This is a genomic window from Streptomyces sp. MS19, assembly GCF_047200595.1.
GTDB lineage: Bacteria > Actinomycetota > Actinomycetes > Streptomycetales > Streptomycetaceae > Streptomyces.
Genome location: NZ_JBJZOH010000003.1, coordinates 83,487 through 102,432, shown reverse-complemented (window position 1 = coordinate 102,432; position 18,946 = coordinate 83,487). Strand labels below are relative to the sequence as shown.

Below are 18,946 nucleotides of genomic sequence, written 5' to 3'. Positions count from 1 at the left end.
CCCGTTACGCCGCCGTCATCCCGGGGGGTCTGTGGGGCTACGCGCGTAGCCACTAGGGTGCCGGGCGGATGGGTATGTCAGACGCTCAGCTTGCCCGACCCGAAAGGGACTCACCCCACATGCAGGCAACACGTACTTTCCGGCGGACGGCGGGGGCGGCGGTGCTCGCGGTCGCCGGGGCGCTCGCCGTCGCCCTGCCGGCCGCGCAGGCGGCGCCGGGCCGCGGCCACGGCGGTCACGGCGGCGGTCACGGCCACGGCCACGGCCGGACCGTCGATCTCCAACTGCTCGCCCTCAACGACCTGCACGGCGCCCTGGAGCCCCCCACCGGCTCCAACGGGCAGCTGACGCACGAACACCCGGACGGCACCACCGAGACGCTGACGGCGGGCGGCGTCGAGTACCTGGCGACCGGGCTGCGCACCGCGCGGCGCGGCGAGGCCAGGTCGCTGACGGTCGCGGCGGGCGACCTGGTCGGCGCGTCGCCGCTGCTGTCCGGGCTGTTCCACGACGAGCCGACGATCGAGGCGCTGAACGAGCTGGACCTCGACGTCGCGGGCGTCGGCAACCACGAGTTCGACGAGGGCTGGGCGGAGCTGACGCGGCTCCAGGACGGCGGCTGCCACCCGGTGGACGGCTGCTACGCGGAGGGCCGCGAGTTCGAGGGCTCGGACTTCCCCTACCTCGCGGCCAACGTGGTGCGTGAGGACACGGGACGGCCGATCCTCGCCCCGTACACGATCGAGCGCGTCGGCGGGATCGAGGTCGGCTTCATCGGCGTGACGCTGGAGGGCACGGCCGGCATCGTGACCCAGGCGGGCATCGAGGGCCTGGAGTTCCGCGACGAGGTCGAGACCATCAACCGGTACACGCGCGAGCTGCGGCAGCGGGGCGTGAACGCGGTGGTGGCGCTGGTCCACGAGGGCGGCTATCCGGCGACGGCGGCGTACAACCACGACTGCGACGGCGCGGACGGCGGCCTGTCGGGCCCGATCGTGGACATAGCGGAGCGCACGGACGCGGGCGTGGACGCGCTGGTCACCGGCCACACGCACCAGCCGTACGTCTGTACGATCCCGGACCCGGCGGGCCGCGACCGGCTGGTGACGTCGGCGGCGTCCAACGGGCGGCTGTTCACCGAGCTGACCATGGAGTACGACCTGCGGACGCGCGACATCGTGCGCGCCTCCGTCGAGGGCACGAACCGCGTCGTGGACCGCGAGCAGCGGCGCGACCCGCGGCTGACGCGGCTGATCGGCGAGTGGAACGCGCTGGCCGCGCCGGTCGCGAACGCGCCGATCGGCTGGATCTCCGAGGACATCGCCGGCCGGGGCGCGGGGACACCCGAGTTCCCGCTCGGCGACCTGATCGCGGACGCGCAGCTGGCGCACGCGCGGTCGATCGACCCGGGCACCGACCTGGCGCTGATGAACCCGGGCGGTGTGCGTGCCGACCTGGTGTACGCGGCGTCGGGCAGCGAGGGCGACGGCGTCGTGACGTACGGGGAGGGCTTCACCGTCCAGCCGTTCTCCAACACCGTGAACCTGCTGGACCTGACGGGCGAGCAGCTGCTGGGCGTGCTGCGCGAGCAGGTGACGGGCGGGAACGAGGCGGCGCCCAAGTACCTCCAGCCGTCGGACGGTCTGGCGTACACGCTGGACCTGTCGGCGTCCGGGGCGGACCGGATCGTGGCGGACTCGGTGACGGTCGGCGGGGAGCCGCTGGACCTCGGGGCGACGTACCGGGTGGCGGTGAACTCGTTCCTCGCCGGTGGCGGCGACGGCTTCGCGACGCTGGCCGAGGGCGGGAACCCGGTCGTGGGCGCGGACGACATGGCGGCCCTGCGGGACTACCTGACGGCCCGTTCGACGGCGGACAGCCCGCTGGCCGCGCCCGCGGCGGACCGGATCACGGTCGTCGGCGGCTGAGCCTGGAAGGCGGCGCCGCGTTCCCCCGTACGGCGTGGGGGGCGCGGCGCCTTCGCGTGTACGCGGGGGTCGCGCGCGGGGTCACAGAGGCAGCGCGATCGCGGTCACCAGCAGGCCCTTTTCGGCCACGAAACGGCCGGACAGCGTGCGGAACGGGCTGTCGGCGGGCAGCAGGCGCGCCGTGAACGTGCCGCCGTCCGGGCGGTCGGGACGCAGCGTGACCTCGGCCTCCTCGAAGCCGAGCCAGCGCCCGGTGACGGGGAACCACGTCTTGTAGACGCTCTCCTTGGCCGAGAACAGCAGCCGTTCCCAGCTCACGTGCGGCAGCTCGGCGGTGAGTGCGGCGAGCTGGGCGCGTTCGCCCGGCAGGGAGATCATGCGCAGGATGCCGGGATCGGGCAGCGGCTCGTCCGGCTCGGCGTCGATGCCCAGGGAGGCCAGCGCGTCGGCGCGGGCGACGGCGGCGGCGCGGTAGCCCGTGCAGTGGGTCATGCTGCCGAGGAAGCCGGGCGGCCAGCCGGGGGCCCCGCGGTCACCGGGCAGCAGGGGCACGCGGGGGGCGCCGAGGCGGGCCAGGGCCGTACGGGCGCAATGCCGCACGGTCGCGAACTCGGCGCGCCGGACGGGTACCGCGCGGGCGATGTGCGCGGCCTCCTCGGGGAAGAGGCCGCCGGGGCCTGGCAGGTCGGTGAACGCCTCCTCCGTCTCGACGGGCGCGCCGAGCAGCCGGGCGAGCGGCCCGCCGCCGGCGCCCGTCACGGCGCGACCGCCGCCGGGAGGACGGGGACCAGCAGGCGCGGCGGGGTGGGCCGCGGCTGCCACTCGCGGGGATAGCCGAGGGAGACCTCCTGGTGGGGGACGCCGTCGTGGTGGAGGAGGCGGGGGATGTGCAGGTGCCCGTAGACGACGGTCGCGGCGTGGAAGCGGCGGGGCCAGTCGGCGGTGGCGTCGGTGCCGCACCAGAGGGCGAATTCGGGGTAGCGCAGGATGCGGGTGGGTTCGCGGACCAGGGGCCAGTGGCCCATGAGGACGGTCGGGACGCCGTCGGGCAGTTCGGCGGCGAGCCGTGCGGCGGTGGCGGCGACGCGGGCGCTGGACCACGCGTCGCGGCTGGGGTACGGGTCGTGGTGCAGGTGGTACTCGTCGGTGCAGACGACGCCCGCGGCCTCCGCGGCGGCGAGCGCGGTCGCCTTGTCGTACGTCCCGGCGGGGCGGAACGTGTAGTCGTACAGCGTGAACAGCGGCACGACCACGGCGGGCCCGCCCTCGCCCTCCCACAGCGGGTACGGGTCCTCGGGCGTGACGACGCCGAGCCGCCGGCACAGCGCGACCAGCGCCTCGTAGCGCGCCACGCCGGTGAGCCGCACGGGGTCGTCGGGAAGGGTCCACAGCTCGTGGTTGCCGGGCGCCCAGACGACCTTCGCGAAGCGGTCCGCGAAGGTGGTGAGCGCCCACTCGACGTCGTCCCACAGCTCGCCGACGTCGCCCGCGACGAGCAGCCAGTCGTCGTCGGCCGAGGGCCGCAGGCGGTCGGTGACGGCGCGGTTCTCGCCGTAGCGCACATGCAGGTCGCTGATGGCCAGCAGCCGGCCCATCGTTCTCCCCCTCCGCCGCACCCCGCCCCCGTCGGGGTCACCGTACCCAGCGCGACCTTGAAGCACGCTTGAGGTCGGTCGTTACGATGACCGGGTGACCGGCACCATCGTGAAAGAGCTGACCATCGGCCAACTGGCGCAGCGCAGCGGCGTCGCGCCGTCCGCGCTGCGGTTCTACGAGGAGCAGGGCCTCATCTCCAGCCGCCGCACCTCGGGCAACCAGCGCCGCTACCCGCGCGACATGCTGCGCCGCGTGGCGTTCATCCGCGTCTCGCAGAACGTCGGCATGCCGCTGAGCGCCATCCGCTACGCCCTCGACCGCCTCCCCGAGGGCCGCACGCCCAACAACGAGGACTGGGCGCGCGTGTCCGCGTACTGGCGCGAGGACCTGGACGCGCGGATCGCCCAGATGACGCGGCTGCGCGACAGCCTGACCGACTGCATCGGCTGCGGCTGCCTGTCGCTGGAGAGCTGCATGCTGGCCAACCCGTACGACGTGCTCGGCGCGCAGGGCGCGTGCGGCCCCGTGCGGCTGCTCGGCGGCATGGATGACGGGGACGGCGCGGGCAGTGAGAGCTGCATGGCGGATCTGGGCAGCGCGGACGAAGGGGAGGGCGACCCCTGCGCGCTGCCGCAGCAGGAGACCCTCAGCGCACGGCGTCCGCTGCGATCGCGAGGCCGTGCTGCGCGGTGAAGAACGGGCGCAGCCGCGTGTCCCCCAGCGCGACGGCGGGGAACGCGTCGGTGCGCGCCAGGTCGATCGTGTCGCCGCCGATCCGGCCCACGGGGACCAGGCCGCGCCCTGAGGTGGCGAAGCGCAGTTTCAGGTCCCAGACGTCCTGGCGGGCGGCGGCGGTCCGGCGGGCCAGCGCGTCGGCGTAGGGGAACGTGAACGCGACGCGCCCGTCGGGCAGCGCGCGCAGCGGCATGCGCAGGTCGCCGCCGTCGCCGGAGCGGGCGATGGCGACGGCCTCGGCCTCCCGTACGGGGCAGCGCCGGGCGCCGGGGCCGAGGAGCACGGCGGTGACGGTCGCGGCGCCGTCGGCGACGGTGACCCGTTCCACCTCGGCGTGCGCGCGGCGCAGCCAGGTGCGCAGCGTCAGGTCGCCGTCGGCGGTGGTGTAGGGCAGCCAGCAGGAGACGCCGTGCTCGTTCTCGGTGGGGGCGAGGGTGACGAGGGCGGCGGCGTCGATGGTGTCGGCGGCGATACGGCGGCGCAGTCCCTCGTCGCGGGGCTCGACGTAGCAGTCCCAGCGGCCTTCGGGCAGGACGCGGGCGGCGCGGTCGAGCGTGATCCCCACGCCGGTGCCGCCGGGGAGGCGGCGGATGGGCACGCGGATGCGGTGTCCCTCCGGGTCCTCGCGGCGCTGGGCGACGAAGTCGGCCTGCCCGGTGGGCGGCAGGGTGTCCGGCGCGAGCGTGACGGTGAGCGAGCCGTCGGGCGTCACGGTGCAGCGGGCGCTGGCACGGGGGCGGCCGTCGGGGGCGGCGGGGGCGGGCGGCGCGGGGCGCAGGTGCAGCAGCTCGACGAGGAGGCGCGGGCGGCGGGGACGGCGGGAGCGGGAGCGGCGCAGGGTGGCGGCCAGGTCGGCCAGGCGTTCCGCGGCGTGCGCGGGGCCGTGCGCGGCGGCGGTACGCAGGGCGGCGGCGCCCATGCGGCGGCGGTCGGCCGGGGAGTCGATCAGGCGCAGGAGGGCGTCGGCGTACCCCTCGCTGCCACCGTCCCGGGGCACCAGCAGGCCGTCCGTGCCGTGGGTGACGAACCCGGCGGAGCCGAACGGGCAGTCGGTGGAGACGACGGGGAGGCCGCAGCTCATGGCTTCGAGGAGGGTGCGGTCGAACGGTTCGCCGCTCGCCGTGACGGCGGCGATCGCGCCCTTGATCCACTCGGTCTCCATGCGCTCCATCGGCGGCAGGGCCCCCATGAGGCGGACGCGGTTGTACAGGCCGAGGTCGTCGATGCGGCGGCGGAGGCGGTCGGCGAGGCGGCCCTGGCCGTAGATGCGCAGGTTCCAGTCGGGGCGCCGGGGCGCGAGGGCGGCGAAGGCGTCGATGAGCAGCTCGTGGCGGCCGACGGGGATGAGGCGGCCCGCGGCGACGATCGTGCGGGAGTCGCCCGCCGCCGGGCCCACGGTGACGGCGGGCGCGGGTCCTGGGATGGCGACGACGCGGGTGGCCGCGCCCGGGGGGAGCGCGGCGCGGTGGCGGGCGGCGTCCGCGTCCGAGCCGGCGGCGAACGCGTCGAGCCCGGCGAGGACCGTGCCGGGCAGCCGGGTGTGCGGCTCGGGGCTGCGCCGGCCGATGCGGACGTACCGGTCCTGGCCGTACTCGGCGAGCCAGCGCACGAGGGTGGGGCGGGTGGCGATGACGACGTCGGCGTCCGTGCGGCGCAGGTAGGCGGCGACGCGCTGGCGTGAGTCGATGACCGGGCCGAGCGTGACGCCGGGGGTGGGGCGGGCCCGGGGGTGCCGGGCGGGGGTGGCGGCGCTGTCGCGGACGGCGGCCAGCTCGACGTCGTGCGTGGCGCCGAGCGCGGACGCGAGGTCGGCGGTGGCGCGGTCGGCGGTGCCGGGGCCGTTCAGGTCGTGGATCAGGAAGGCGATTCTCACGGGGTTTCACTCGTGCCGTACCGCTGCGGGCCGGACGCCGCGGGTACGGCGCCCAGGCAGGGCACAGCCACGGTCGGGCATGGCGCGTGGGCGGGTCAAGTCCGGTACCGGGGTCTTGACGGGATGCTGACGCGGCCGCCGGGAGCGGAGGCCGCGGGCGGTGGCCGGTGGCCGTTCCCGATGGATTGTCAGACCCCCCTGTTAGCTTTTGCGTGTCGGTGGAACGGCGCTCTCAACGGCCTTCACCTGCGGGTTCGTTGACGACCGCGCGCTATGGCGAACGGTTGCGTTCCGCGTGCCCGCACGGGGTGGTGTCCGTGCGCCCGCCCACCGCGCGCAACACCTGTCCGCTTTCCGAAACCGATCCGAGAGACCGATCCGAAGAGGAGATGGTGTGAGGAAGATGACGCCGAGGGGAACGACGACGAGGACAGCGGCACCGAGGAGAGGAGCGCCGGGGAGAGGGGCCCTGTGGGCCGCCGCGTCCGTCGCCGGGGTCCTCCTGGCAGGCCAGGGCACGCCCGCCACGGCCGACGCCGGGGCCGGGCTGCGGTCCGATGTCTGGGAGGTCGCCGACAACGTGACGTCCCAGGGGGAGTTCGGCTACGAGTACACCGAGCCGACCGTGTCGGGCGACGTGCTCTTCGCGGCCGAGGAGAAGCCGCTCCGCTGCTGGGACGGGACGGGGTTCCGCACGATCGCCACCCCGCCGATCCCGGAGACACGCGGCCGCAGCATCGCCTCCGTGGGAGGCGTGTCCTGCACGGACGTGACCGTGTTCGACCGGCAGGAAACGCCGTACCGCTGGCACTGGGACGGCACGTCCTGGTCCGGCGCCGCCGCGGGCACGCGGTACTCCGTGGACACCCTGCGGGCGTTCGCGGACGACGACATCTGGGGCTTCGTGTCGATCACCGGCGAGGCCGTGCACTTCGACGGCACGGCCTGGGAGACCGTCGCCATGCCGCCGCTGGAGACCGAGATGGTCGTCGGCACCTCGGGGAACGACTTCTGGGCGCTGGGCGACGACCCGGACAGCTTCGACACGCTCGCCTACCACTGGAACGGCAGCCGGTGGACGGCCGCCGCGATACCCGCCGGCTGGGACGGGTTCGTCCACCAGGGGGCGGCCGTCTCCCCGGACGAGCTGTACGTCTTCGGCACCTCCACATCGGACGGATACCTGCGCTGGGACGGCACGGCGTGGCGGCACGAGGACACCGGCGTCACCGGTGAGTACGTGCACGGCGTGGCGTACGCGGACGGCACGCTCTGGGTGGGTGTGTACAACGAGTTCCTGCGTCTGCGCGACGGCGTATGGCAGCGTGCCGCCCTCCCCGCGGTGGACAACCCGTACGGGATGAGCGTGTACGACCTGGCGACCGACCCCCGCACGGACACCGTGCTGGCGGGTGGCTTCATCGGATTCGCGGAAGGAGCGCGGACACCGGTCGTCATAGCCAACCACCCGGCGGGCTGACCACCGGCTCGTGACCGCCGCCCCTCGCCCGGCGCGTACGGTGCCGCGTCAGGCGGGGGGCAGCGCCGGAGGCGGCGGGGCCGGGGGCGGCGCGGGGGGCGGGGAGGCGGCGCCGGGGAGGGTGAGGACGGCCTCCGTCCCGCCGCCCTCCGCGGGCCGCAGGTCCACGGCCCCGCCGCTCTCCCGCACGGCACGCGCCACGATCGACAGCCCGAGCCCCGACCCCGGGAGCGCCCGCGCCCCGGGCGCCCGCCAGAACCGTTCGAAGACATGCGGCAGTTCGTCGGGCGGGATACCGGGCCCGTGGTCGCGGATGCGCAGCACGCCGTCGTGCAGCGTGACGCGCACCGCGCGCTCGCCGTCCTCCGTGACGGCGCCGAACTTGACCGCGTTGTCGAGCAGGTTGACCACCGCCCGTTCGAGGACCGCCGGTTCCGCCCGCACGTACCAGGGGTCGAGGTCGGCCGTCAGCGTCATGCCGTGGGCGCGCAGCCGGGCGCGGGAGACGGCCCGCCGCACGACGTCGTGCAGGCCGATCACGTCCGGCCGCGCCGCGCCCGCCGCGCGTTCGGGCCGGGACAGCTCCTGGAGGTCGCCGATCAGCACGCCGAGCTCCCCGAGCTGGGCGGTGACGGACGCGAGGAGCTGCCGCCGGTCCGGCTCGGGGATCGGCCGCCCGGTCTCCTCGCTGCGGACGAGCAGCTCGATGTTGGTCCGCAGCGAGGTGAGCGGGGTGCGCAGCTCGTGCCCCGCGTCCGCGATGAGCTGCTGCTGGAGGTCGCGGGACGCGGCGAGCGCCGCGGTCATGGAGTTGAACGAACGGGACAGCCGGGCGATCTCGTCGTCCCCGTCCGCCGGGATGCGGACGTTCAGGTCCTCGGTGCGGGCGATGTGCTCCACCGCGCCGGTCAGCCGGTCCACCGGCCGCAGCCCGGCGCGCGCCAGGACGACGCCGATGCCCGCCGCGCCCACCGCGCCCCCGGCCGCGACCAGCGCCAGGACCACGACGAGCGACCGCAGCGGGTCGTTCACCTCGCTCAGCGGCCGGGCGACGGTGGCGGCGGCGCCGCGCCCCGACGTCATGGGAGTGTCCAGCGAGTAGGTGAGCACACGGTAGGAGCGACCGTCCGAGCCCGTCGCGTCGTGCAGCGTCTCGACGCGCTGCCGGTTCGCGACGGCGACGTCCGCGTCCGAGACGTCCACGGTGGCCTGCCCGTCGAGGATGCAGCTGTCCCCGTTGGCGAAGGTGACCTGGAGGACGTTGCCGAACGACGGCAGCCGCCGGTCGTCCGGCACCTCGCCGACGCGCTTCCAGCAGTCGCCCGCGTTGACGCGGCGGATGATGTCGGCCGGGTCGGCGCGGTTGTCGCGCAGCGTGTCGTCGAGGGACGAACGCAGCTGGTCACGGACGAGGAACCACGCCACCGTCGCGCACACGGCCACCGCCAGCGCCACGGCCAGCGCCGTCAGCAGGGCGAGCCGTGACCGCAGCGGCAGGGCCCTGAGCGACGGCGCCCGCACCCGGCCCCTCACGCGCGCAGGACGTAGCCGACGCCCCGGACGGTGTGCAGGACGCGCGGCTCGCCGCCCGCCTCGGTCTTGCGGCGCAGGTACATCATGTAGACGTCGAGGGAGTTGGACGACGGCTCGTAGTCGAAGCCCCAGACCACGTGGAGGATCTGCTCGCGGGTGAGGACCTGGCGCGGATGGGCGAGGAAGAGTTCGAGCAGGGTGTACTCCGTCCTGGTCAGCTCCATCCTGCGGTCGCCGCGGGTGACCTCGCGGGTCACCGGGTCCATCCGCAGGTCCGCGAACGCGAGCTGCCCGGGGGGCGGCGCGCCGGGCGGCCCAGCGGCACCGCCGTCCGCGTAGGCGCCGCGGCGCAGCAGGGCGCGCAGCCTGGCCAGCAGCTCGTCCAGCTCGAACGGCTTGACCAGGTAGTCGTCCGCGCCCGCGTCGAGGCCGGTGACGCGGTCCCCGACCGTGTCGCGGGCGGTCAGCATCAGGACGGGGACGCGGTCGCCCGCCGCACGCAGCCGGCGTGCGGCGGTCAGCCCGTCCATGCGGGGCATCAGCACGTCGAGCACGATGGCGTCCGGGTCGAACGCCTCCCGTTTCGCCAGGGCGTCCATGCCGTCCACGGCGGTCTCGGTCGTGTAGCCCTCGAAGGCGAGGCTGCGCCGCAGCGCCTCCCGCACGGCGGGCTCGTCGTCCACGATCAGCACGCGGGAACCGTCGGTCACGGGCCAAGTCTCGCATCGGCGGACGCCCCGGTCCCGGGTCTCACGCCTGGCCGCCCGATCCGGTGCCGCCGGTGCCGCCGTGGAAACCGAGGTCGGCGAGGGCGGCCTTCGCGGTGTTGGACGGGATGGCGAAGCCGAGTCCGGCGCTGCCCGCGTCCTGGGCGGTGCTGTACATGGCCGAGTTGATGCCGATGACCTCGCCCGCGCCGTTGACGAGGGCGCCGCCGGAGTTCCCCGGGTTGAGCGAGGCGTCGGTCTGGATGGCCTGGTAGGTGGTGGTGGCCTGGCCGACGTCCCCGTTGTACTGGCCGCCGCCGAAGGCGAACGGCCACTGCTCCTGCCCGCCGCGCTGACCGCCGCCCTGGCCTGCGCCGTCCTCGCGGGGCACGGTCACGTCGCGGTGGAGCGCGGAGACGATGCCGCTGGTGACGGTGCCGGTGAGCCCTTCGGGCGATCCGATGGCGACGACCTGGTCGCCCACCGCCACGCTGTCCGAGTCGCCGAGCGTCGCGGCGGGGAGGCCGCTGACGCCCTGTGCCTTGACGAGCGCGAGGTCGTTGTCCGGATCGGTGCCGCTGACCGTGGCGGTCGCGGTGGAGCCGTCGCTGAAGGTGACCTGGACGCCGGAACCGCCGGTGGCCCCGGAGATCACATGGTTGTTGGTGAGGATCTGGCCGTCCGCGGAGAGGATCACCCCGGAGCCGGTGGCGCTGCCGGTGGAGATCTCGACCACGCTGGGGCTGACGGCGGCGGCGACGGAGGCGACGGTGCCGTCGGTCCCCCGCGCGACCGAGGTCCCGGCCACGCTGCCCGACGCCGCGCCGGAGCCGCCGGACCCGTCCAGCAGGGCGGCGGTGCCGCCGCCCACGGCGGCGGCCGCGAGGGCGACCGCCGCGACGAGCGCGACGGGCCCGCCCGCCCGCCCGCGCCGCTTCGCCCGGTGCTGCCCGCCCGCGACGGCGGGCTCGTGCCCCGGCACCGGCGGGTAGAGGGGTACCGGCTGGTGGACGTGCTGGTGAACGTGCTCCTGATCGCTCATGTCTTCGACTGTGCGCCGCGAAGATGAGAGCAATCTGAGTGCCGCCTCAGAAGTCGCTGGGGATCACGCCCCCTGGCGCCCCCCGGGCGGGACGGCGAAGTCCACGGTCTCCAGTTCCACCCCGAGCGGCTCGGGCAGGGAGACCGTCTCGCCGAACTTCACGGAGGCGAGCGTTTCGTATGTGTCCCCCACCGGCTCCCCGTAGAGCGTCACCAGCGGACCGCCGTCGCGGAAGGGGTCCACCAGCAGGTAGAGCGGCACACCAGCCGCCGCGTATCCGGCGGGCTTGGCCACCCGGTCGTGCCGCAGGCTGCTGGGCGAGGTGACCTCCACGACCAGCTCGACCACATCGGCCGGGACATGGAGCCCTGCCGTTCTCACGATGGCCTTGGGCGCCACCACGAGATCGGGGACGAACAGACCGTCGCGTGGCGGAGCTGCCACGCCGAGCGTCTGGTAGATCCCCCACTCACGAGCGAGCATCGTGAACAGCTGCCCATGCAGCTCCGAGGCGATGTGGTTATGCGGCGCCGACGGTGGTGGCGACAAAGCGATGATCCCCTCGATGATCTCCGCCTTGAAACCCTCGGGGGCGTCGAGCTCTGCCCAACCCCTGACAAGATCGTCCCAGCTGCAGTCACTGCCTTGCTGCTGGACGGTAGCTACACTCATGGCGGTCTCCTCCGACAACTTCGACACCCACTTCAGCATGCGGCAGACCGGACATCCAAGGCTAGCGGGACCTTTTCACTCGAACGAGTGTTCCCGCCCTGGGGAGGCGACCGCGGGTGTCACTCGCAGCCGCAGGAGCGCCGGAGCGTCAGTGCCACCGGGAACTGCCGCACCCGGTCACCCGGGGCCTCGTCCGCGTCGCCGATCGCCAGGTCGAGCGCCGCCCGCGCCATCGCCTCGCGGTCCGACGCAACCGTCGTCAGCGGCGGGTCGGTGAGCGCCGCCTCCTTCACATCGTCGAACCCGGCCACCGCCAGCTCCCCCGGCACGTCGATGCGCAGCTCACGCGCCGCCCGCAGGACACCGATCGCCTGGTCGTCCGTCGCGCAGAAGATCGCCGGGGGCCGGTCGGGCCCCGCCAGCAGGTCGAGCGCGACCCGGTACGCCCCGTACCGGTCGTACGGCGACAGGAAGAGCCTGCCCTCCGTGTCGAGCCCCGCCTCGGCCATCGCCTGCCGCCAGCCGGTGATGTGGTCGGTCACCGGGTCGCCCGACTCGGGCGTGGAGTCCATGCCGCCCAGGCACGCGACATACGGGCGGCCGTGGTCGGCCAGCAGGTGCCGGACAAGCCGCTGCGCGCCCCCGATGTCGTCCAGCACCACCGCGACGTCGTCGATCGCGTCCGGCCGCCGGTGCAGCAGCACGACCCGCGCGTCCCAGGCGTCGATCTCCTCGGCGGCGTGCTCGCTCAGCCCGGAGCTGATCAGCACCAGCCCGGACACCCGCATCCCGAGGAACGCCCGCAGGTAGTGGACCTCGCGTTCGTCGCGGTAGTCCGAGTTGCCGACGAGGACCATCTTCCCGCGCTCGGCCGCCGCCTGCTCCACCGCGTGCGCCATCTCGGCGAAGTACGGCTGCCTGGCGTCCGGCACGATCAGCCCTATGAGGTCCGTGCGCTGCGAGGCCATCGCCTGCGCGACACGGTCCGGGCGGTAGCCCAGTTCCTTGATGGCGGCGAGCACCCGTTCCCGGGTGGCTGCGGCCACCGGCCGCGGACCGTTGTTGATGACATAGCTCACGACAGCGGTCGAAGTCCCCGCCAGCCGCGCCACGTCGTCCCGCGTCACTTTGGCCACGGTCGGCAGTCTACGCGCGGAGCGGCCCACCCCGATACGGGGTCCGGCCACCGGACACCCGGCTCAACTGCGCCGGGCCGCCGCCTCCTTGACGAGCTGCTCCGCCTCACGCGTGACCGCGCGCGCGTGCTCGTCCTCCTGCTGCTTCTCCTTCTCGGGAACGACGAAGCGGTACCCGACGTTACGCACGGTGCCGATCAGCGCCTCGTGCTCCGGGCCGAGCTTGGCGCGCAGCCGCCGCACGTGGACGTCCACCGTGCGCGTGCCGCCGAAGTAGTCGTAGCCCCAGACCTCCTGGAGCAGCTGCGCGCGCGTGAAGACGCGGCCCGGGTGCTGCGCCAGGTACTTGAGCAGCTCGAACTCCTTGAAGGTCAGGTCGAGGACCCGGCCCTTGAGCTTCGCGCTGTACGTCGCCTCGTCCACGGACAGGTCGCCGTTGCGGATCTCCATGGGGCTGTCGTCGGCGGACAGCTGCTGGCGGCCGGTGGCCAGGCGCAGCCGCGCCTCCACCTCGGCGGGGCCGGCGGTGTCGAGCACGACGTCGTCCACGCCCCAGTCGGCGGTGACGGCGGCGAGGCCGCCCTCGGTGACGATCAGGACCAGCGGGCACCCCGGGCCGGTGGAGCGGAGCAGCTGGCAGAGGGAGCGGACCTGCGGCAGGTCCTTGCGGCCGTCGATCAGGATGACGTCCGAGCTGGGGGCGTCCACCAGGGCGGGGCCCTCGGCGGGCGCGACGCGGACGTTGTGCAGGAGCAGTTCGAGGGCGGGGAGCACTTGCGAGGACGGCTGAAGGGCATTGGTCAGGAGAAGCAGCGAACTCATGCGGGGGCGTTTCCTTCCTCAGTCCTTGCGGGGACGATCGAGCGGCTCTGCCCGGAAAAGCGCGAAAGGACCCTGGATGGCGTCTGCGCCCGGGTCCTTCCTGCCGAGCAGCATAGCCGAAACATTTCCCGGCGCGCAGGGGCGTGTATCACATCGGGACGGGCGCTCCCCCCAACCCGCCGTGCGCGCGGGACGAATCCGCGGCGCGGTGACGGCATCATGGTGCGGCGCGGGCGGGCCGCCGCCGCACGCGCCGCGTGACCGGCCGGTCACGTACGCGTTACGGCGCCGCCCCGCTTGGCACGGCGGCGGCACGGCAGCGGTACGGCGGCGGTACGAGAGCGACACGAGCCACACGAGAGGCGGAGGCCAGATGGCCAGCGGCACGATCCGGTACTGGGCTGCGGCGAAGGCCGCGGCGGGTACGGCGGAGGAGCGGTACGAGGCCCTGACGCTCGCGGGAGCGCTGGCCGCGGCCAGGGACCGGCACGCGGACCGGCCCGACTTCGAGCGCGTGCTGCTGCGCTGCTCGTTCCTCGTGGACGGCGTGCAGGTCGGCGCGCGGACGCACGAGCAGGTGCGGCTGGCCGACGGGGGCACCGTCGAGGTGCTGCCGCCGTTCGCCGGGGGTGCGGCGTGACCGCGCAGACGGGCGTCGCGCCCGCCGCGCCGTCCCGCGGGCACCGGGCGCGGTCGCCGATCATCGCGCCGGGCTTCCGGCCCGCGGCGCTGACGGCGGTCCTGGCCGGGCTGCTGGCGGCGACCGCGCCGCTGGGGCAGGGGGCGGCGGTCCCCGCGGTGGTGCTGCTCCAGCTGGTGACGGCGGCCGGGTGGTTCCGGCTGAACGGGATGTGGCCGGCCAGGCAGGGCATCGCGCTGGCCTTCGCGGGCGGCCTCGCGGCGGACGCCGCGCTGCTGCTGGCGCCGGACGACCGGCTGCCGGAGGCGCTGGCCGGGGTGCTCGGCGCGTGGTTCATGGCGGTGCTGGTGCTCCAGCTGCGGCACCGCGGCTCGGCGGACGAGCGGCTCGACTCGCTCACCGCGACCGCCGCGTCCAGCGTGCTGGCGATCGTCGCGGGCGGCCACCTGGCGGCGGCCGGGCTGACCGGGGACCGGCTGTCGGGGGACGCGGTCGCGGCGACGGCGGCCGGGGTCGGCGCGGCGGCGCTGCTGCGGGCGGTGCCGGTGCCGTTCCTCTCCTTCGTGCTCGCGCTGGGCGCGGCGGCCGGGGCGGGGGCGGGTCTCGCAGCGGCCGGGCTGACGGAGCTGGCGGACCGCGACGCGCTGGCGTTCGCCGTCGGCGGCGGCGTGGCGGCGCTGATCGGGCTGCGCGTGGCGAGTTACGACTTCCCGTCCCGCTTCGTCCACTTCACGGCGGGTGTGGCGCTGCCGCTGACGGCCGCGGCGCCCGTGGCGTACGGGCTGGCGCGCGCGCTGCTGTGACCGGCGGGCGGGAGCCGTGGGAGGGGTGCGGGAGGCGTGTAACGGCCGTGCTGCAAGTGCCGCCTCCAGCGGCGCCCGCTTCCGCCACGCATTACGCTCACCTGCATTTGCACCACTGACCCGGGGGGCCCGTCCCGATGCGCGCACTGCGAATAACCTCGATCATCCTCGGCATCCTGATCGTGCTGGCCGTCGCGGCCGACCGCGTCACCGTGGGGATCGCCGAAGGCGAGGTGGCCTCGCGCCTTCAGAGCACGTACGGGCTGGCCGAGGAGCCGGACGTGAAGATCCAGGGCTTCCCCTTCCTCACGCAGGTCGCCGGGCGGCACCTCGACCACGTGGACGCGCACCTGAACGCGTACGACGCCACCGTCGACGGCCAGGCGCTCACGGTCGCCGATCTCGCCATCGAACTGCGGGACGTGGAGATCAACGGCAGCTTCAGCGAGGTGGTCGCGGGGACGGCGACCGGCGACGGGCTGATCTCGTACGAGGAGCTGACCCGCGCGTACGGCGAGCTGCTCGGCGGGGCGGACAACGGCTTCGCCGTCGAGTTCCGGCAGGGCGAGGGCGACCAGGTGCTGCTGGCGCTCCAGGTCAGCGTGGCCGGGCAGTCGCTGACGCTGGACGAGATCCCCGGCTCGCTCGTGGTGACCGACGGGGCGATCACGCTGGACGTGGACGAGGCCGACATCCCGGAGCTGCCCGAGATCCCGGGGGTGGACGCGAGCGCCGCCGTGCGGGAGCAGCTGAACGCCTCGCACCGCATCGAGGGCCTGCCCGCGGGTCTGACCCTCGACTCCCTCACCCCGGGCGCGGACGGCGTGCGGGCCGACGTCTCGGGCGCCGACATCGTCCTGAACTGACGGTGCGCGGGCCGCGGTCCCACATGGCAGACGCGGGCGTCTCACTATGCGGGAAGACGGTGACATCAGCCGCATGCGCTCCGATACGATCGGCGGCATGACGCGACAGGCTGCGGGCACCCCGGCCGGGGGACTGACGAAGCGACGGGCGGTGGATCTGTGCCGCGTCGCCGCCATGCTCTGTCGCCGCGACGGCTGACCGCCAGCCCCCGAACCCCCCGTGCCGCGCCACGCGCCGCCGCCCTCCCGGCGGCAGGCCCCTCCGCGCGCGCCCGGCCACGCCCCTCCGCAAGAGCCAGATCGCCGAAGGAGAACCCGTATGAGCCGCAGTGACGTCCTCGTCGACGCCGACTGGGTGCAGGAGCACATCGACGACCCGAAGGTCGTGCTCGTCGAGGTCGACGAGGACACCTCGGCCTACGACAAGAACCACATCAGGAACGCCGTCCGCATCGACTGGAAGAACGAGTTGCAGGACGCCGTCCGCCGCGACTTCGTCGACCAGGCCGGTTTCGAGAAGCTGCTGTCCGCCAAGGGCATCGCGAACGACGACACCGTCGTCCTGTACGGCGGCAACAACAACTGGTTCGCCGCGTACGCCTACTGGTACTTCAAGCTGTACGGCCACGGCGATGTCCGGCTGCTCGACGGCGGCCGCAAGAAGTGGGAGCTGGACGCGCGCGAGCTGGTCGAGGACGTCCCCTCGCGGGCCGCGACCGCGTACACCGCGCAGCCGCAGGACACCTCGATCCGTGCGTTCCGCGACGAGATCGTGCCCGCCATCGGCGTGCAGAACCTGGTGGACGTCCGCTCCCCCGACGAGTTCAGCGGCAAGCTGCTGGCGCCGGCCCACCTGCCGCAGGAGCAGTCCCAGGTCGCGGGCCACATCCCGTCGGCCCGGAACATCCCGTGGTCCAAGGCGGCCAACGACGACGGCACCTTCCGCTCCGACGCGGAGCTGAAGGAGCTGTACGAGGAGGCGGGCGTGGACCTCGCCAAGGACACCATCGCCTACTGCCGCATCGGCGAGCGCTCCTCGCACACCTGGTTCGTGCTGCACGAGCTGCTCGGCGCGCCGAACGTCAAGAACTACGACGGCTCGTGGACCGAGTACGGCTCCCTGGTGGGCGTGCCGGTCGAGACCGGCCCGGCCAAGTAGCCCCGGCGCCCACGCCCCACCACCGAACAACCCCGCCAGACGAGAGGGACCACTGCGCCATGTGCGGAGCGAAGCCGGGCGGCCCCGACGCCGCCTCCATCAAGCCGGGTGAGACCACCATCCAGGGATCGGTCACCCGCGACGGCCAGCCGGTGAACGGCTACGTCCGGCTGCTGGACAGCACCGGCGAGTTCACCGCCGAGGTCCCGACCTCGGCGACCGGACAGTTCCGGTTCTACGCGGCCGAGGGCACGTGGACGCTCCGCGCGCTGGTGCCGGGCTCGACGGTGGACCGCACGGTCGTCGCCCAGGAGGGTGGTCTGACCGAGGTCGCCATCGCCGTCTGACGACGAGGGGAGGCCGTCTCCGGCAGCCGCCGGGGACGGCCTCCGCCGTCTCCCCCGCTCCGCGCGTCCGTGGCGCGGACCGTGTGCCGGCCGCCGTTGACCCGGCGTCCGGGGGCGGCGCGGACGCACCGCGCCGTGGCCTGGTACGGCGGACCGTTCCCCGGGCGGTTCCCGGCCGGCCGGGCGGTCCTGCCGTCCTGTCTCGGTGGTCGAAGTCCAAGGGCAGTTGCTCAGTAGACGAGGGCCCGCACGCCGTCGGGCATGATCTCGCTGACGAAGACCTGGGCCCCGGCGATGCGCACTCCGTCCAACACGTCCTCCTCCTTGATCCCCCTCCGCGCGGCGCACTGGGTGCACAGCGTGACCCGTCCGGCCGCCTGGATTCCGGCGATCAGGTCCGGCAGTGGTGCCGCGTGCGGCAGCGCGAACTCCGCGGCCCTGCCGGGCAGCGCGAACCACGCGGACTCCCCGGTCAGCCAGAGCGACACGTCCACTCCGGCGGCCGCGGCGACCGCCGCCACGGTGAATCCCTGCGAACACCGTTCGGGGGCGTCAGTCCCCGCCGTCACCTTGAGCACCAGTTTCTCGGCCATGACGGCACGGTAACCCGCGCTGTACGGCTAGCGCGTCGTTCCACAGATGGCGCAGACCCAGTCCCCCGCGGGGCCCTGGTGCATCATTCCGCCACAGTTCGGACAATTCATGATCACATCCTTTCCACGCGCTTAGACGCGCGTCGAGCCAAACGCGTTCAGCCGCAGTGATCACAAAACGGTCAAGGCCGCCTGTCATGTCATGACAGCCGAGCGGCCCACCCTCAGTGAGCTTCCCCGAAAGCCGCGGACTAGACTCTCCCGTGGACCGTGAATTTCCTGGCCGAGTCGCCACCGTCGCAAGGAGCAGCCGTGGAGGCATTTTTCATCACCCTCATGGCGCTGGTGGTCGTCGGCACCGCCGCGTTCACCGCGCTTGTCGTGGCCAAGCTCTACCAGGGACAGCGCTGACCGCATGATCGAGATCCCCTCCGACCTGCACCCGGGCCTCGTCCCGCTGGCCTTCCTCCTCGGCACCTGGCAGGGCGCGGGCGTGGCGGCCCTGAACGCCGAGCGCACCGGCCCCGGCGAGGAGTCCTGCAACTTCGGGCAACAGGCGACCTTCACCCACGACGGGCGCGACTTCCTGGAGTACTCCTCCAGGACGTGGCAGCTCGACGCGGAGGGCAACCGCGCCGAGCCCCTGGAGACGGAGCACGGGTACTGGCGCGTCAAGGACCGCCAGGTCGAGGTGGTCATGGTCCGCGACCAGGGCGTCGTCGAGATCTGGTACGGCGAGCTGGCCGAGGGCAAGCCGCAGATCGACCTCGTCACCGACGCCATCGCCCGCATCCCGGACGCGCCGCCCTACACCGGCGGCAAGCGGCTCTACGGCTATGTGAACGGCGACCTGCTGTGGGTCGCCGAGCGCGCCACCCCGGACACGCCGCTGCGGCCCGCCATGTCGGCGCAGCTGAAGAAGTCCGTCGATCCCCGCGAGTGGGTCGCGGACCTCAAGGACCTGCCGGACGACGGCATCGCGTTCTTCCGCTGACGCGCGCCGCCGCCCGCTCC

General features: G+C 74.0%; 20 protein-coding genes. 10 read left to right on the top strand and 10 right to left on the bottom strand.

Going from position 1 to position 18,946, the window contains the following annotated elements; genetic code table 11:
- The first annotated feature begins 119 nt into the window (after positions 1-119).
- Positions 120-1,928: a bifunctional metallophosphatase/5'-nucleotidase gene (locus ACL02R_RS04500; RefSeq protein ID WP_412795525.1), complete on the top strand. Its 1,809-nt coding sequence runs from the start codon at positions 120-122 to the stop codon at positions 1,926-1,928.
- Between the two features lie 81 nt (positions 1,929-2,009).
- On the opposite strand, the gene ACL02R_RS04495 is transcribed toward ACL02R_RS04500, so the two are convergent.
- Both ACL02R_RS04495 and ACL02R_RS04490 read right to left on the bottom strand, forming a co-directional pair.
- Positions 2,010-2,687, bottom strand: a complete 678-nt coding sequence (locus ACL02R_RS04495) for a 4'-phosphopantetheinyl transferase family protein (RefSeq protein ID WP_412795524.1) — start codon at positions 2,685-2,687, stop codon at positions 2,010-2,012.
- Positions 2,684-3,523 carry a metallophosphoesterase family protein gene (locus tag ACL02R_RS04490; protein WP_412795523.1) on the bottom strand — a complete coding sequence of 280 codons (840 nt, stop codon included), beginning with the start codon at positions 3,521-3,523 and terminating at the stop codon, positions 2,684-2,686. The genes ACL02R_RS04495 and ACL02R_RS04490 overlap by 4 nt, the downstream gene beginning before the upstream one ends.
- A 94-nt stretch (positions 3,524-3,617) precedes the next feature.
- Between ACL02R_RS04490 and soxR the strand changes: the two genes are divergently transcribed.
- Entirely contained in the window at positions 3,618-4,217 is a 600-nt protein-coding gene (gene soxR, locus ACL02R_RS04485; RefSeq protein WP_412795522.1) for a redox-sensitive transcriptional activator SoxR, read from the top strand.
- Here soxR and ACL02R_RS04480 read toward each other — a convergent pair.
- Entirely contained in the window at positions 4,171-6,132 is a 1,962-nt protein-coding gene (locus ACL02R_RS04480) for a glycosyltransferase (RefSeq protein WP_412795521.1), read from the bottom strand. The genes soxR and ACL02R_RS04480 overlap by 47 nt on opposite strands.
- A 394-nt stretch (positions 6,133-6,526) precedes the next feature.
- Between ACL02R_RS04480 and ACL02R_RS04475 the strand changes: the two genes are divergently transcribed.
- Positions 6,527-7,612: a hypothetical protein gene (locus tag ACL02R_RS04475; protein ID WP_412795520.1), complete on the top strand. Its 1,086-nt coding sequence runs from the start codon at positions 6,527-6,529 to the stop codon at positions 7,610-7,612.
- Between the two features lie 48 nt (positions 7,613-7,660).
- Here ACL02R_RS04475 and ACL02R_RS04470 read toward each other — a convergent pair whose 3' ends face one another.
- The 6 genes from ACL02R_RS04470 to ACL02R_RS04445 form a co-directional block, all read right to left on the bottom strand.
- Entirely contained in the window at positions 7,661-9,145 is a 1,485-nt protein-coding gene (locus ACL02R_RS04470; RefSeq protein WP_412795519.1) for an ATP-binding protein, read from the bottom strand.
- Positions 9,142-9,855 carry a response regulator transcription factor gene (locus ACL02R_RS04465; protein WP_412795518.1) on the bottom strand — a complete coding sequence of 238 codons (714 nt, stop codon included), beginning with the start codon at positions 9,853-9,855 and terminating at the stop codon, positions 9,142-9,144. The genes ACL02R_RS04470 and ACL02R_RS04465 overlap by 4 nt, the downstream gene beginning before the upstream one ends.
- 40 nt (positions 9,856-9,895) lie before the next feature.
- Positions 9,896-10,894 carry a S1C family serine protease gene (locus tag ACL02R_RS04460; protein ID WP_412795517.1) on the bottom strand — a complete coding sequence of 333 codons (999 nt, stop codon included), beginning with the start codon at positions 10,892-10,894 and terminating at the stop codon, positions 9,896-9,898.
- A 63-nt stretch (positions 10,895-10,957) separates the two neighbouring features.
- A complete protein-coding gene (locus tag ACL02R_RS04455) occupies positions 10,958-11,566 on the bottom strand; it encodes a Uma2 family endonuclease (protein ID WP_412795516.1) in 609 nt (202 codons plus the stop codon).
- 119 nt (positions 11,567-11,685) lie between these two features.
- On the bottom strand, positions 11,686-12,702 hold the full coding sequence (locus ACL02R_RS04450; protein ID WP_412795515.1) for a LacI family DNA-binding transcriptional regulator: 1,017 nt from the start codon (positions 12,700-12,702) through the stop codon (positions 11,686-11,688).
- A 63-nt stretch (positions 12,703-12,765) separates the two neighbouring features.
- Complete coding sequence (locus ACL02R_RS04445) at positions 12,766-13,524, bottom strand: winged-helix domain-containing protein (RefSeq protein ID WP_362961222.1); 759 nt, start codon at positions 13,522-13,524, stop codon at positions 12,766-12,768.
- Between the two features lie 373 nt (positions 13,525-13,897).
- Here ACL02R_RS04445 and ACL02R_RS04440 point away from each other — a divergent pair, with 373 nt between their 5' ends.
- From ACL02R_RS04440 to ACL02R_RS04415, 6 genes are all read left to right on the top strand, one after another.
- Positions 13,898-14,164, top strand: coding sequence for a MoaD/ThiS family protein (locus ACL02R_RS04440; protein ID WP_362961219.1), 267 nt, complete (start codon positions 13,898-13,900; stop codon positions 14,162-14,164).
- Positions 14,161-14,967 (top strand): hypothetical protein, encoded by an 807-nt coding sequence (locus tag ACL02R_RS04435; RefSeq protein ID WP_412795514.1) that lies wholly within the window; start codon positions 14,161-14,163, stop codon positions 14,965-14,967. The genes ACL02R_RS04440 and ACL02R_RS04435 overlap by 4 nt, the downstream gene beginning before the upstream one ends.
- A gap of 137 nt (positions 14,968-15,104) precedes the next feature.
- Positions 15,105-15,833 carry a DUF2993 domain-containing protein gene (locus ACL02R_RS04430; RefSeq protein WP_412795513.1) on the top strand — a complete coding sequence of 243 codons (729 nt, stop codon included), beginning with the start codon at positions 15,105-15,107 and terminating at the stop codon, positions 15,831-15,833.
- 97 nt (positions 15,834-15,930) lie between these two features.
- Complete coding sequence (locus tag ACL02R_RS04425; protein WP_346655836.1) at positions 15,931-16,032, top strand: putative leader peptide; 102 nt, start codon at positions 15,931-15,933, stop codon at positions 16,030-16,032.
- Positions 16,033-16,152: 120 nt separating this feature from the next.
- Positions 16,153-16,992 carry a sulfurtransferase gene (locus ACL02R_RS04420; protein WP_412795512.1) on the top strand — a complete coding sequence of 280 codons (840 nt, stop codon included), beginning with the start codon at positions 16,153-16,155 and terminating at the stop codon, positions 16,990-16,992.
- Positions 16,993-17,051: 59 nt separating this feature from the next.
- Positions 17,052-17,339: a DUF1416 domain-containing protein gene (locus tag ACL02R_RS04415; protein WP_362961208.1), complete on the top strand. Its 288-nt coding sequence runs from the start codon at positions 17,052-17,054 to the stop codon at positions 17,337-17,339.
- Between the two features lie 230 nt (positions 17,340-17,569).
- On the opposite strand, the gene ACL02R_RS04410 is transcribed toward ACL02R_RS04415, so the two are convergent.
- On the bottom strand, positions 17,570-17,932 hold the full coding sequence (locus tag ACL02R_RS04410; RefSeq protein ID WP_412795511.1) for a DsrE family protein: 363 nt from the start codon (positions 17,930-17,932) through the stop codon (positions 17,570-17,572).
- Positions 17,933-18,347: 415 nt separating this feature from the next.
- Between ACL02R_RS04410 and ACL02R_RS04405 the strand changes: the two genes are divergently transcribed.
- Positions 18,348-18,926, top strand: a complete 579-nt coding sequence (locus ACL02R_RS04405; protein ID WP_412795510.1) for an FABP family protein — start codon at positions 18,348-18,350, stop codon at positions 18,924-18,926.
- The last annotated feature ends 20 nt before the right edge of the window (positions 18,927-18,946 follow it).

Coding starts and splice junctions, on each gene's coding strand:
- ACL02R_RS04500 (WP_412795525.1), top strand. CDS start 120: ATGCAGGCAACACGTACTTTCCGGCGGACGGCGGGGGCGGCGGTGCTC.
- ACL02R_RS04490 (WP_412795523.1), bottom strand. CDS start 3,523: ATGGGCCGGCTGCTGGCCATCAGCGACCTGCATGTGCGCTACGGCGAG.
- ACL02R_RS04460 (WP_412795517.1), bottom strand. CDS start 10,894: ATGAGCGATCAGGAGCACGTTCACCAGCACGTCCACCAGCCGGTACCC.
- ACL02R_RS04455 (WP_412795516.1), bottom strand. CDS start 11,566: ATGAGTGTAGCTACCGTCCAGCAGCAAGGCAGTGACTGCAGCTGGGAC.
- ACL02R_RS04445 (WP_362961222.1), bottom strand. CDS start 13,524: ATGAGTTCGCTGCTTCTCCTGACCAATGCCCTTCAGCCGTCCTCGCAA.
- ACL02R_RS04440 (WP_362961219.1), top strand. CDS start 13,898: ATGGCCAGCGGCACGATCCGGTACTGGGCTGCGGCGAAGGCCGCGGCG.
- ACL02R_RS04430 (WP_412795513.1), top strand. CDS start 15,105: ATGCGCGCACTGCGAATAACCTCGATCATCCTCGGCATCCTGATCGTG.
- ACL02R_RS04425 (WP_346655836.1), top strand. CDS start 15,931: ATGACGCGACAGGCTGCGGGCACCCCGGCCGGGGGACTGACGAAGCGA.
- ACL02R_RS04420 (WP_412795512.1), top strand. CDS start 16,153: ATGAGCCGCAGTGACGTCCTCGTCGACGCCGACTGGGTGCAGGAGCAC.
- ACL02R_RS04415 (WP_362961208.1), top strand. CDS start 17,052: ATGTGCGGAGCGAAGCCGGGCGGCCCCGACGCCGCCTCCATCAAGCCG.
- ACL02R_RS04410 (WP_412795511.1), bottom strand. CDS start 17,932: ATGGCCGAGAAACTGGTGCTCAAGGTGACGGCGGGGACTGACGCCCCC.
- ACL02R_RS04405 (WP_412795510.1), top strand. CDS start 18,348: ATGATCGAGATCCCCTCCGACCTGCACCCGGGCCTCGTCCCGCTGGCC.